7 protein-coding genes are annotated in these 15152 nt (G+C 39.1%); 6 read left to right on the forward strand and 1 reads right to left on the reverse strand.

All coding sequences use genetic code 11. The annotated features are described in order from the left end of the window. Positions 1-10 precede the first annotated feature (10 nt). Complete coding sequence (galB, locus tag QM481_RS18220) at positions 11-2422, reverse strand: beta-galactosidase GalB (protein ID WP_283382790.1); 2412 nt, start codon at positions 2420-2422, stop codon at positions 11-13. Between the two features lie 682 nt (positions 2423-3104). On the opposite strand from galB, the gene QM481_RS18225 reads away from it, so the two are divergent. The 6 genes from QM481_RS18225 to QM481_RS18250 all read left to right on the forward strand — a co-directional run bounded on the left by QM481_RS18225 (position 3105) and on the right by QM481_RS18250 (position 15126). Continuing rightward, positions 3105-4742, forward strand: a complete 1638-nt coding sequence (locus QM481_RS18225) for a polysaccharide lyase domain-containing protein (protein WP_283382791.1) — start codon at positions 3105-3107, stop codon at positions 4740-4742. Between the two features lie 143 nt (positions 4743-4885). Beyond that, positions 4886-8017, forward strand: a complete 3132-nt coding sequence (locus QM481_RS18230; RefSeq protein WP_283382792.1) for a DUF6298 domain-containing protein — start codon at positions 4886-4888, stop codon at positions 8015-8017. 74 nt (positions 8018-8091) lie between these two features. Then, positions 8092-9477: a glycoside hydrolase family 140 protein gene (locus tag QM481_RS18235; protein WP_283382793.1), complete on the forward strand. Its 1386-nt coding sequence runs from the start codon at positions 8092-8094 to the stop codon at positions 9475-9477. Between the two features lie 2 nt (positions 9478-9479). Further along, the gene (locus QM481_RS18240) at positions 9480-10811 is read left to right on the forward strand and encodes a four-carbon acid sugar kinase family protein (protein WP_283382794.1); all 1332 of its coding nucleotides are present in this window, start codon (positions 9480-9482) and stop codon (positions 10809-10811) included. Between the two features lie 16 nt (positions 10812-10827). After that, on the forward strand, positions 10828-12252 hold the full coding sequence (locus QM481_RS18245) for a sialate O-acetylesterase (protein WP_283382795.1): 1425 nt from the start codon (positions 10828-10830) through the stop codon (positions 12250-12252). Positions 12253-12351: 99 nt separating this feature from the next. After that, complete coding sequence (locus QM481_RS18250; RefSeq protein ID WP_283382796.1) at positions 12352-15126, forward strand: glycoside hydrolase family 2 TIM barrel-domain containing protein; 2775 nt, start codon at positions 12352-12354, stop codon at positions 15124-15126. Positions 15127-15152 lie beyond the last annotated feature (26 nt).

Raw genomic sequence — 15152 nt, forward strand, 5'->3', positions numbered from 1 at the left:
CTAAAGCATTTTATTTGGTAACAATCTCAATTTCAGAAGACTCCAAACCTTCTGCACTGGCTTTCAATTTGATTTTGCCTACTTCCTTAGTAGCTTGAAGTATAGCCAAACATTTACCATGGTACGCACTGCGATAAGGAGCTTTAAATGATTCAAGACTTGCTTGATAACCATTGTCTACGCCGACCAAATTGCCTTTTCCTTCTACAGAAAATTGTACTAAATGATTGGCATCTGGTACGATATTTCCTTTTTCATCAGTGATTTCTACGGTTACAAAAGATAAGTCTAAACCGTCTGCTGAAATAGCTTTTCGGTCAGCTATCAAACGAATTTTTTGTGCTTTTCCTGCTGTAAATACTTCTTTACTAAGAACTTCCTTACCCGCTTTTCTAGAAATAATTTTCAGTACGCCTTCTTCAAAAGGTACTTTCCATGAAACATGAAACTCATCTTTCCCTTTTTTACGGATTCCTTGCGATTTATTATTCACAAATAACTCAACCTCATCTGCTTGGTTGTAATACGTCCATACTTCTACAGTTTGTCCAGCCTTCCAATTCCAATGCGGCAAAAGATGAAGCACAGGCTTTTGAGTCCACTCGCTTTGGTACATATAATACACGTCCTTCGGAAAACCCGCCAAATCGATAATACCGAAGTATGAACTTCGGGCTGGATAGCCATAAGGATGTGGTTCGCCGAGATAGTCAAATCCTGTCCACACATATAAACCTGCTACGTGAGGCGCATTTTTTACGGCCTTCCAAGACTCCTCGTGAGTCGTGCCCCAATAGGCTGCCGCAAAGTCATAGGCTGGGGCTGTCCAATCGGCATTACCTTCTACCAATGGACTTTTACTATCTTTTGGCCAAAGTTGAACTGCGGCTTTTGGTGTATCGTATTGTCCTCTGGTTTCTAATGCCGATGCCGTTTCGGTAGCGATGATGCTGTGGTTCGGAAAACGTTTCGGAAATTCCGAATAGGCTTCATGTTTATAATTAAAACCAAGAACATCCAAAGCTCCTGATTGGAAAATATGGTTCTTATCGGGTTCATTTTCGGTAAGCGCTGAAGTAATGGGTCTGGTGGTATCAAATTTTTTAACAATTCCTGCTAATTCCTTTGCGTAAGTTCTGCCAGTGCTATCAAACTGTTCTCTAATTTCGTTGCCAATACTCCATACAAAAATCGAAGGGTGATTACGGTCACGTTTAACCATGGCTTCCAAATCACGAGCGTGCCATTCTTCAAAATATTGTCCGTAATCTTTTTTAGATTTCTTCTTTTTCCACATGTCAAAAGCCTCATCCATCACAATAAAGCCCATTCTATCACATAAATCTAAAAGTTCAGACGCTGGAGGGTTATGGGACATACGAATGCCATTACAGCCCATCGCTTTTAGAATTTCAAGCTGACGCTCCATTGCACGCACATTGACAGCCGCACCCAAAGCACCCAAATCGTGATGCTGGCAAACGCCTAGTATTTTGGTAGGAACTCCATTTAAGTAAAATCCTGTAGCTTGATCAAACTTAAATGTTCGTATTCCCAAGGGACTAAGCTGTGTGTCAATAACTTGATTTTTTTGAAGAATTTCTGTTTTTACTTGGTATAGATAAGGTCTATCAAGCGTCCAAAGTTGTGGTTGCTGTAAGGTCAGATTTTGAGTAAAATTTTGTAATGAATCTTTTAAAAGAGAAAAACTTTCTTGTTTCGACACTAGTATTTTTCCAGTATTATCAACAATACTCTGACGAATAGCCAAATCAGATTGTTGATTTGTTGTATTACGAAGCGTCGTCTGTACTTTTACTTCTGCCAAGTTTTCTGTCACCTTGGGCGTACTCACAAAAACACCATGATAATCTATCGCCACCGCCCCTGTGACGACCAATCTAACATTTCGATAAATGCCTGATCCTGAATACCAACGAGTATTAGGCTGTTCGCTATTATCTACTTTTACTGCAATGATATTATTCTTCGTCAATAAAAAGGGCGTTAACTCATATCGAAAAGCATTATAGCCAAATGGTCTTTTGCCTAAATAATGCCCATTAATCCATACTTGGCTATTTCTATAAATACCATCAAATTCTATATATACTTTTTTGTCTTTGGCAGTCGGTGGAAGATTAAAAGTTTTACGATACCAACCGATACCAGTGGGTAATGCTCCTCCTTGATTAGTCGTTAGATGATTAGCCCCAAAAGGACCTTCAATACTCCAATCGTGTGGTAGCTGTAATACTCTCCATGTTCGGTCATCGAAAGAAGTGCTTTGAGCACCTTTTAAGTCAGCCTGTGCAAACTTCCAGTTATCGTTAAAGTTAAAAACAGTTCGACCTGTATTTTGAGAAAAACAGTTTGCATAGAGGTTAACTATGAAAAAGCAAACAGAAAAAATTTTGTACATGTCAGTCAATTTGCTGAATTAAAATGGGGATTCCTTATAGGATATTACTATCCAATACAAAGGTATTGGCATATATCTCCATTTTTATGTACCATTTTTCCCAACTTTTATACCATTTTATCTGGGTATATATCGACAAATATTGAGCTTTCGTTAGTTATTTCTTTAATAGAGGCAATAGGCTATTTTTATAGGTTTTTATCTTAGCTAATGAATTTCTAGTTTGAATTGCAGATTCTTTGAATGTAGCTACTACTTAATAAAATTGAACCAAAACAGTATTACATTGCCGATTTATTCCTAGTTTTTTCTTAAAATTCATATAAATAACTTTTCATCAGAAATCCTTCAAATGAGTCTGTGAGGGTCTGTAGGGTAATAGTCGCTGTCAAAATGATACAATATAAATTTGGATATAGCGTAAAAAGTATTCAAATTATTGTATAAACTTAGGTTTAAATCTGCATAAACATTCTTGAAATAGTACAAAGATAAAATCCTATAATTTATTGAGAAAATTGTATATCATGACCCTAGGGAATCCTTGTAATTTTGGCTCATCGAGTAGGGTTTTATTTAGTTAGAGAAGGACTAAAGAAAGACCTCAGGTTTTGGGAGGTACTTATTTCTTGAAATGAAACAACCAAAATCTACCAACAATAAGCATAATAAAAACTGATACATGAAAAAACTGCTGTTAAACGCACTAATTGCGCTAGGTCTTGTGGTATTACAACAAGAAATATCGATGGCTCAATATCCATCGATTCCTGACGATATTAAAAAGGAGAGTGATGAGTTGATGAAAGAGACAACACGTTTGTCTGATATTGCTTGGCAAAAAGCATTGCCTATTATTCAGAAAGAGGCAAAAGCTGGTAAACCATATATTCCTTGGGCTGCACGTCCGATCGACTTACCACAAGCTGATATTCCTGCCTTTCCTGGCGCTGAAGGTGGTGGTGCTTATTCATTTGGTGGTCGTGGCGGAAAAGTATATGTAGTGACAAGTCTTGAAGATGACGGTGTTGGTTCATTGCGTTGGGCTTGTGAGCAGGGTGGTGCTAGAATGATTGTTTTCAACGTTTCGGGTATCATTCGTTTGAAAAGACCTTTGATTATCCGTGCTCCTTATATCACGATTGCAGGTCAAACTGCTCCCGGTGATGGGGTTTGTGTAGCAGGCGAGTCGGTTTGGATTAATACACACGATGTAGTGATTCGTTATATGCGTTTCCGTCGTGGCGAAACTAATGTGGGTCGTCGTGATGACTCTATCGGAGGTAACCCGATTGGTAACATTATGATTGACCACGTATCTGCAAGTTGGGGATTGGACGAAAATATGTCGATGTACCGTCACATGTATAATGATAGCACAGGTAAAATTGAAGATAAATTACCTACAGTAAATATCACAATCCAAAACTCTATTTTCTCTGAAGCACTAGATACTTGGAACCATGCTTTTGGTAGTACTCTTGGTGGCGAAAACTGTACTTTCATGCGTAACCTTTGGGCAGATAATGCAGGACGTAACCCTTCTATTGGCTGGTTTGGTATTTTCAATTTTGTTAACAACGTAGTATTCAACTGGGTACACCGTTCGATAGATGGTGGTGACTACCGTGCTATGTACAATATTATCAACAACTATTTCAAACCTGGTCCTGAAACACCTAAAAATACGCAAATCGGACATCGTATCTTAAAACCAGAATCGGGTAGAAGTAAGTTGAAATACCTTACGTTTGGTCGTGCGTATGTAGATGGCAACATCATGGAAGGTAATGAGCGAGTAACTAAAAATAACTGGGATGGTGGGGTACAAGTAGAAGATTTACCAAATGCAGGTAAATACACAGATTCTATTCGTTGGAATAAACCTTTGCCAATGCCAAAATTGACGATTTTGCCAACCAAAACTGCTCATGATTATGTCTTAGCCAATGCAGGTGCAACGCTTCCAAAGCGTGATGCTGTTGATGCACGTGTAATCGAACAAGTAAGAACAGGTAAAATCAATGCTTTAGCAAATGTAAAATTGCCAGAAACGCAATTCAAACACCGTCGTTTGCCAATTGATTCTTACAAAAATGGTATCATCACAGATATTAGCCAAGTAGGTGGTTATCCAGATTACAAGGGTACTCCTTACAAAGATTCTGATAATGACGGTATGCCTGACGCTTGGGAAATCAAAAATGGCTTGAACCCTAAAGATGCCAACGACGCCAGCAAAGACCGCAACAAAGATGGCTATACCAACATCGAAGAGTATTTGAACAGTGTTGTGAGCGTGAAAAACGTGAAACCATAGTTTTTTTAATTGTGAATTGTGAATGATGAGTTGTGAATTATGGCAATTTATCATTCACAACTCATCATTAATTTTTGAAACACCACTTCAATTTGTTTTAAGCCACTAATTCACAATTCAAAATTCATCACTCGCCATTAAACATGATGTCTCGTTTCTCCATAATCTTATCTCTTTCCTTGGGTCTGAGTGTTTTTTCAGTATTAGGGCAAAAGCCAAAAGTTGCTCCACCCAAACCTCCTGTATATCTGGATGATGCAGGAAAGCTGGCATATACCCCTGAAAGTAAAGGAGATAGAATTCCTGATTTTTCTTTTTGTGGCTACAAAGCAAGCGAAGAAGTAATTCCATTTATAGCAGGAAAAGTGAAAGTAGAGGCAGCAAATGGGGATGCAACGACTCGTATTCAGGCTGCCATCGACTATGTGGCAGGATTACCAGTAGATGCTAAAGGCTTTAGAGGTGCAGTCGTATTAGGAAAAGGTATTTTCGAAATAAAAGGAAATCTGCTTATCAAAGCTTCAGGCATTGTGATTCGCGGTGCTGGTCGTGGACAAACCATTCTAAAAGGAATAGGTATTTCGAGAGAGACGTTGATTAGTATTCGAGGAAAAGATGATAAGAAAATTGAGAGTTCAGAAAAAATATTGGACACTTATATCCCTGTTGGACAAGCTTGTATAAGTGTAAATACTCCTGAGAAATATAAAGTCGGTGAGCGTATTTTGATACAACGTCCTTCTACCAAAGAATGGATTCAAACTTTGAAAACTGACCATTTTGGTGGGGGAGTTACTGCTCTTGGCTGGAAACCCAATCAAAGAGATATTACTTGGGAAAGAACGATTACTCAAATTACAGCAAAAGGGATTTGTTTAGATATTCCTTTGACTACAGCGCTTGATTCAACTTATGGAGCGGGAACAGTGACTAAATTTCAATGGAATGGACGTATCAATCAAATAGGTATCGAAAACCTTTCGCTAGAATCGTCTTATGATACCAAAAATCCCAAAGACGAAAACCATCGTTGGATGGCAATTGGATTAGAAAACGTAAGTGACGCATGGGTTCGTCAGGTTGATTTCAAACATTTTGCAGGTTCTGCCGTATATGTACAAGCTTCCGCTCGCTGTGTGACCGTCGAAGATTGTATTTCTACCCAGCCTATTTCTGAAATCGGCGGACAACGACGCTATACGTTTTTTACCAATGGTCAACAAACGCTTTTTCAAAGAATTTATGCCGAAGAGGGCTATCACGATTTTGCGGTAGGCTATTGCGCCGCTGGTCCAAACGCTTTTGTACAATGTGAATCCAAACTCCCGTATAGTTTTAGTGGTACAGTAGATTCTTGGGCTTCGGGTGTTTTATTTGATATTGTCAATGTGGATGGTAATGCACTACGCTTTTCAAATTTGGGTCAGGATGGACAAGGAGCTGGTTGGTCGGCTGCCAATAGTGTTTTTTGGCAATGTTCTGCCTCTCGTGTCGAATGTCAAAAACCACCTACCGCACAAAACTGGGCATTGGGTACTTGGGCTCAATTCGATGGAGACGGCTATTGGGATATGTCCAACGAGCATATCAAACCAAGAAGTTTGTTTTATGCACAACTTCAAAATCGCTTAGGCACAGAAGTTCAAGCAAGAACTTTCTTGATGCCAACAGAAACAGAGGCATCAAGTAGTCCAAAAGTAGAAGTAGCTATGGCATTGACCAAAGCTTCTGTTGAACCTGCCAGAACACTAAAGGAGTTTATCGAAAAGGCTTCCCAGAGATTATCTCTAAACATAGTAGAAAAACTTCAAAGTATAGAGCAAATCGGTATTCCTAAAATTATTACCCCAAATAAAGCGCCTGATTTGCAAGTGCAAAATGGTTGGTTAGTTCGTGGAAAATCTTTACAAACAGGCAAAAGACAAGAAGTTCCTTGGTGGTCAGGTGTATCCCGACCGCATGGATTAGCGACTAGCAAACCACATATTACTCGATTTGTCCCTGGACAAACGGGTAAAGGACTAACTGACGATTTAGTTGAATTAAGCGATTGGATGCAAGAAAGCCATGTAAAAGTGATGGATCATAATTATGGGCTTTGGTACGAGCGTCGTCGTGACGACCATGAGCGTATTCGTCGTATGGATGGCGAAGTTTGGCCTCCATTCTATGAATTACCATTTGCCAGAAGCGGCAAAGAAACTGCGTGGGATGGTTTGAGTAAATATGATTTAACACAATACAACCTATGGTATTGGAGTCGCTTGAAACAGTTTGCTGATTTGGCTGACCAGAAATCTCTGGTACTTTTTCATCAAAATTATTTTCAACATAATATCATAGAAGCAGGCGCTCATTATGCTGATTTTCCGTGGCGTCCAGCCAATAATATCAATCAAACTGGATTCCCTGAACCAGTGCCTTATGCTGGCGATAAGCGTATTTTTATGGCTGAACAGTTTTATGATATTAACCATCCTGTTCGCAGAAAATTACATCGTGCCTATATCCGTCAATGTCTAGATAATTTTGCTGGAAATACAGGAGTCGTACAATTGATTAGTGCCGAATACACAGGTCCACTACATTTTGTTGAATTTTGGTTGGATGTCATTGATGAATGGCAAAAGGAAAAACACAAAGATGTCTTGGTGGCATTAAGCACAACCAAAGACGTTCAAGATGCGATATTAGCAGACAAAAAACGTTCGGCGGTGGTCGACATCATAGATATTCGTTATTGGCATTATCAATTCAACGGACAAACGTATGAACCTAAAGGTGGACAAAACTTAGCTCCACGCCAACATGCTCGTTTGTTGAACCCCAAACGTTCTTCGTCCGAGCAGGTATATCGTGCCGTGAACGAATATCGCATGAAGTACCCTACAAAAGCAGTAGTTTATAATGGCGATAGTTTTGATGCAAATGGCTGGGCAGCTTTAATGGCAGGAGGCTCTATTCCTAGCCTGAGCTTTGATTTACCTCAAGAGATTTCCGCTCAACTCATTGGTATGCAACCGATTCAGTGGACGAGCCAAGCAACTACGCAATGGGTTTTGGGTCAACTAGGACAAGGATATTTTATTTACAGTGAAAGTTCAACAGAAATTACCGCAGATTTAAGTAAAGAAAAAGGAACATTTGAAGTAAAATTCCTTTCTCCTAAAGATGGCAATTTCTTATCTAATACTGAAATCTTAGAGGGCGGGAAAAGCTATCAACTAAAAAATCCCACCAATGGTAGTATAGCGATTTGGATAAAGAGAAAATAAGGTTTTAACCTGAAAAACTCTCATAGTCCACAAGAATGTTGCCACATAAACCTAATTAAAACAATCTGACATCCATGAAAAAAGGATTTTTAGCCTTTCTAATAGGCTTACTTCTCATCACAGGAAATATCACTAAGGCACAAGTGCCCGCTTTAAAAGTCTCTGATAACAAAAGATATCTTTCTACCAAAGATGGGAAACCGTTCTTTTGGCTTGGCGATACGGGATGGCTATTGTTTTCAAAACTTACTCGTGAAGAAGTAGAAACTTACTTGGAAGATCGTCGCCAAAAGGGATTCAATGTGATTCAAGCAATGGGATTACACACGCTCAATGTGGTCAACATATATGGTGATTCGGCTTTAGTGGGAGGCAATATTGCCAAGCCCAAAGTAACCAAAGGTTTGGATGTAGCTGATAATGAAGCTTACGACTTTTGGGATCATGTAGACTTTGTGATTCGTACCGCCGAGAAAAAGGGCATTTATATTGGCTTTGTGCCTTTATGGGGAGGCAATGTGAAAGACAAAAAAGTAACGCCAGAACGTGCCAATATCTATGCAACATTTTTAGCCAATCGTTACAAAAAATATTCTAATATCATTTGGTTAAACGGTGGCGATATTCAAGGTAGTACCGGTAAAAAAGTATGGGATGTTTTCGGGAAAACCATTCGTGCCATCGATAAAAATCATTTGATTACCTATCATCCACGTGGACGTACTTCGTCTTCAGAATGGTTTCATAAGGATACATGGTTGGATTTCAACATGGTGCAATCTGGTCACCGCACGTATGCACAGGATACTTCGGCTAAAGAAAAGTGGCATTATGGCGAAGACAATTGGCGCTATATCCAAGCGGACTATCAACTCAAACCAACCAAACCCGTTATCGACGGTGAGCCTTCTTATGAAGGTATCCCTTACGGCTTGCATGACGTAAACCAACCACGCTGGACAGATGCAGATGTGCGTCGTTATGGATATTGGTCTGTTTTTGCAGGGGCTTTTGGTTATACTTATGGACAAAATTCGGTCATGCAAATGCACCGTCCCAAATACAATGATACTTCATTCGGTCCTCAAGAATATTGGTATGAGGGAATGGCAAAACCTGGTTCTTTTCAGATGAAACACTTGAAGGCTTTGTTACTATCTAAGCCATTTTTTGAAAGAATACCAGATCAAAGTTTGGTAATAGATAATGGACAAAAATATGAGTATGTAGTAGCCACTCATGGCAAAAACTATGCGTTTTTGTACACTTATACAGGACGTACTTTCAAAGTGAATATGGGTAAAATTGCAGGAAAAACAGTAAAAGCTCAATGGTTTGACCCTCGTACTGGTAACTATCAAGCAATTGGAGATATAGAAAACTCAGGAATTAAAACGTTTGATGCTCCACTTGAGCCTAAAGATGGAAATGATTGGGTATTAGTATTAGAAAGTAAATAAGTATGCAAATACCACAGTTGTCTATTGCCTATTATGGCGATGATTTTACGGGTTCAACCGATGCCTTGGAGTTTTTGTCAAGAGCTGGACTAAATACCATTTTGTTTTTTGAGGTTCCCTCAGTTGAAAAACTACAGCAATATCCTCAATTACAAGCCATTGGCATTGCAGGGCGAACTCGTGCTTTGGGGGTAGAGGCTATGCAAAAGGAGTTAGCACCTGCTTTTGAGGCGCTTGCTCAACTACCTCTCAAGCATGTGCATTATAAAGTTTGTTCAACTTTTGATTCTTCTCCAATAATAGGAAACATCGGCTTGGTGCTTGAATTGGGTTTGGCTCAATTCAAAAATCAATGGACACCTATTTTGGTAGCAGCACCATCTTTGGGTCGATACTCTGTTTTTGGAAATCTCTTTGCTCGTATGGGAATCGGTAGCGATGGACAAATCTATCGTCTCGATCGCCATCCTTCTATGAGCAAGCATCCCGTAACACCCGCCGACGAAGCCGATTTACGTTTGCATTTGGGTAGACAAACTTCTGTAGAAATTGGTTTACTCGATATTTTACAAGTAGAAGCTAACAACTTAGCAAAAGCACATACTGAGCAAATTTCAGCAGGCAAAAAAGCGTTGTTTATCGATTCCATCAATGAAGATCATCTACTAACAATTGGAGAATTTTTAGAGGAAAAAGCACAAGAACAGTCTAACATCTTATTTTCAATTGGTTCATCAGGTATCGAAATGGCATTGGGTTCCTATTGGAACCAGCAAGGTGTTTTTTCACCTAAAAATACTTGGCAACCACTCGCAAAAGTAGATGCTTTGTTAGTGATTTCAGGAAGCTGCTCGCCTGTAACAAGCGCTCAGATTGATTGGGCAAAGCAACATGATTTTATCGAAATCATCATTGATGCTCCACTAATTGCACAGGAAGAGTTATCTGAGAATATCTTACAATCCTATATTAATCAAGCTATTAGTTACATCGAAAACGGGAAATCTGTTATGATTCATACCCAAGGAGGCTCACAAGAAAGTATTCCTCTGTCATCCGAAAAACTGGGAACTGCCTTGGGATTGATTGCTAAAAAAGTCATCGAATCAACGCATCTTACCCGTTTGTTGATTGCAGGAGGCGATACGTCGAGTTATGCAGCACGTGCACTTGAAATAGAAGCATTAGAAATGATTGCTCCAGTGGTAAAAGGTGCACCGCTTTGTCAGGTTTACTCTAACAATGAGGCCATCAATGGCTTAGAAGTTAATGTCAAAGGTGGTCAAGTGGGCGCGGCAAACTATTTTGGATTAGTTAGAGGGGATTTAGCTTAAAACTATTGAAGTTTCTATGAAAAAAATCAAATCATATATTCTATTAATACTTAGTTTTTGCTCGATTTTTTCGGTAAAAGCACAAATTGTCTTGCCTCGAATTTTGGGGCATAATATGGTTTTTCAACAAAAAAAACCTATTCATATTTGGGGAAAAGCCTCTGTTGGAGAGCAAATCAACGTCCAATTTTCAGGACAATCCGCCAAAACAACAGCGGATTCTGAAGGAAATTGGCAAGTATGGCTCAAGGCACTACCAGCCTCAAGTATTCCTCAAGATTTAAAAATTGAAGGAAAGGAAGTAATTACCCTTAAAAATGTCTTAGTAGGAGAAGTATGGCTATGCTCTGGTCAATCGAACATGGAATATACCATGCGAAAAAACAGTAAGGTAAAACGTCCCAATCTCCCAGATCCCAATCCTGTTGATGAGTTGGAGGTTGCCAAAAATCCACTCATTCGCATTTTTTTAGTCAACCGAAAAGAATTAGTAAAACCTGATCCACAACACAAAGGGTGGAGTATCGCACAAGACTCCGCCTTGCGTTCTTTTTCGGCTGTTGCTTACTTTTTTGCAAAAGAAGTTCACCAGCAGACAGGCGTACCTATCGGTATGATTTCGTCGGCTATCCCAGGCAGTAGAATAGAACCTTGGATTTCGGAAGAGGCTTTTGCTAGTTCTCCTTATTTCAAAGGACAAAAGGTAGAAGGTGAGCCTGCTAAATTTTATACCCCTATGATTCGCCCATTAGAGTCATTTGTTATGAAAGGCTTTTTGTGGTATCAGGGCGAAAGCAATTGTTTTTTGAAAGATTCGGTACAATATACCAACAAAATGGAAACGCTGATTAGCAGTTGGAGAAAAGCCTGGAAAGACGATAAAATGCCTTTTTACTATGTGCAATTAGTCCCTTATCTCTACTCAAAAAGTACAGGTAAGGTAGTTTTGGACAAGGAAACCCTTCCTACTTTTTGGCAAGCACAAGCCAATGTAGCTCAAAGAGTAAAGTACGCTGACTTTGTAACTACGACCGATTTGGCAGACACTTTGACCAATATTCATCCTTGGTACAAATGGGAGATCGGGAAACGTTTGGCACTGTTGGCTTTGAAGCATGACTATGGGAAAAAAGATCTAGTTGCCTCTGGACCTATTTTCAAAAAAATGAAAATCAAAAATGATAAAGCTATTTTATCCTTTGATTCTATGGGTGGGGGTTTGATGAGTAAAGATGGAAAAGACCTCAACTATTTTAGTCTAGCAGGTGCCGACGGAAAATTTTACGAGGCAAAAGCCATTGTTGTAGGCACCCAAGTGGAAGTATTTTCTGAGAAAGTCCCAGAACCCAAAACAGTCCGATTTGCATGGCAAGAGGATGCAGAACCTAATTTTTTCAACAAAGAAGGACTCCCTGCACGACCGTTTACCAGTAAAAAGTAATATCAATGAACAGGTATAGGGCATAACGGGAGCAAAAATTTGAAACGTTATCTCATTTTTCTATGTGCCTTTGTCCCTTATCCCTCATCAAAAACAATCATGAATAAAAGAATTTTACTTTTTCTCTTCTTAGTACTGAGTTTTAAGGCTCTCTATGCGCAAGAAACCCAAAAAGTTTATCTTTCTGGAAAAGGGCATGACCAAACGGTTCCTTGGGATTTTTTCTGTACCGAAGGTCGTAATGCTGGCAAATGGACAAGTATTCCTGTTCCATCCAACTGGGAATTGCAGGGATTTGGCAAATACAACTATGGCTTCGCCAAAGATAGCTCAAGAGGTAAGGAAAAAGGACTTTACAAATATCGTTTTCAAGCTCCCAAGTCATGGCAAGGCAAAGCATTAAACCTTGTTTTTGAAGGGGTTATGACCGATACTGAAGTAAAAATCAATGGAAAATCAGCTGGTGAAATTCATCACGGAGCCTATTATGCTTTCAAATACCCTATTGCACAATTACTCAACTACGACGCTGAAAATCTCTTGGAAGTAACAGTAAGTAAGCACTCTGAAAATCAGTCGGTTAATGAAGCTGAGCGTAAAGGAGATTTTTGGATTTTTGGTGGAATTTTCCGTCCAGTTTATATAGAGGTTTTGCCTACTCAGCATATTACTCGTGTTTCTATTGATGCCAAAGCTAATGGTAATCTAAAGGCAGTGATTCGTACTACTTCAAGTAATACAAATCTTACTTTATCAGCACAATTACATACCTTAAATGGTCAAAAGGTTGGTACTCCTATTCAAGCAAATCTCAAAGCTGGTCAGTCTGAACTGACCCTTGAAAAGCTTTATCAAAACATTCAACTTTGGACATCCGAAACACCTAATCGTTACAAATTGATTGTAAGTTTATTACAGAATGGGAAAGCAGTTCACGTGGTTGAAAAGAAAATTGGTTTCCGTACCGTCGAAGTAAAATTGCGTGATGGCGTATATGTCAATGGGACTAAAATAAAATTCAAAGGGGTAAATCGTCACTCGTTTTGGCCAACTTCTGGGCGTACTACTTCAAAGGCAGTGAGCTTACTCGACGTGCAATTAATGAAAGATATGAACATGAACGCTGTTCGTATGTCGCATTACCCTCCCGATGATCATTTTCTGGATACTTGTGATTCCTTAGGTTTGTTTGTAATGGATGAATTGGCGGGCTGGCATGGCAACTATGATACGCCTACAGGAACCAAACGTCTTGAAGAATTGATGGAACACGATGAAAATCATCCTTCTGTAATTTTTTGGATTAACGGAAATGAAGGTGGTCACAATTACGAATTAGACCCTATTTTTCCTCAAAAAGATTTACAAAAACGTCCTGTGATTCACGCATGGGAAGATTTTGCAGGGTTCGACACACAGCATTATCGAGATTATAACTATGGTATCGGTAATTATGACCACGGACATAGCATTGTTATGCCAACCGAATTTTTGCATGGGATGTATGATGGCGGGCATGGAGCTGGTCTGGAAGATTACTGGGAGCATATATGGACAACACCACTTTGTGCAGGTGGCTTTCTTTGGGATTTTGTTGACCAAGGTATAGTTAGAACCGATAAAAATGGCATCCTAGATACTGATGGCAATCGTGCTGCGGACGGCATCGTAGGTCCCTATCGTGAAAAAGAAGGAAGCTATTTTACCATCAAAGAAGTGTGGAGTCCAATCAAGTTTGAGGCAAAAGAAATTACTTCCGATTTTGATGGAAAATTTACTATCGAAAACCGCTATCATTTTACCAATACCAATCAATGTCGTTTTACTTGGAAACTCAAATCTTTAGGACTACATCAGTTGCCCGAACTTTCGGGTAAAGCTCTTTCGCCCAATTTGAAACCCTTGGAAAAGGGAACAGTGTCATGCCAACAACTACCACAAAATTGGCAAGAATATGACGTTTTGTATCTGAGCGCTTTTGATCCTTTTGGGAAAGAAATTTTTACTTGGAGTTTTAAAATTACCTTGCCAAAAACAATGGCACAGGCAATGGTAAAAACTTCGGGAAGTGCCAAACCTACGCTTCAAGAACAAGATTCGTTGTATGTAGTCAAGGCGAATGGTCTGACGATTAGTTTTTCTAAAAAATCAGGTTTATTAAAATCGGTACAAACGGAAAAAGGAGTTATTCCATTCAACAACGGTCCAATTGTACAAGAAGGAAGTACCAATTTCAAAAATATTACTACTCGTTTTGAAGGTGAAAATGTAGTGATTGAATCAACTTACGACAAAAAAGAGGCATTCAACACACTGCAGTGGATCATTTATCCATCGGGTTGGGTAAAATTGAAAGTTAAATATTTTCCAGCAGCTTATTTAACGAATTATTTTGGACTTAACTTTTCTTTTCCAGAATCTGAAATTAAAGGTGTAGAGTATTTAGGAAATGGTCCATATCGAGTATGGAAAAATCGTTTGAAAGGAAATCAATTTGGTATTTGGAAAAAAGATTATAATACTACCGAAACAGGTGAAATACCTTTTGTTTATCCAGAATTCAAAGGATACCATGCCAATATGTATTGGTGTAAGTTTATAACCAAAGGTCAGCCTTTTACCGTAGTTACTGAGACAGAAGATGTATTTTTCAGGTTGTTTAGTCCAGCCTTCAAAACAGATTCATATCAAAACTATGTGATTAATTTCCCAAGTGGCGATATTTCCTTTATGCAAGGTATTTCGGCTATTGGTTCTAAAACTAACAGAGCTGACAACACAGGTCCTATGAGTATGAAACACGTCTTTTATGACTACGAAAAAGAGCCTAAAAGAGCTGTTGAAATGGTTTTGTATTTTGATTTTTTAAAATAGGGGATAGGCATTAGGGGTTAGGCAAA

The organism is Flectobacillus rivi, assembly GCF_030056655.1.
Lineage (GTDB): Bacteria > Bacteroidota > Bacteroidia > Cytophagales > Spirosomataceae > Flectobacillus > Flectobacillus rivi.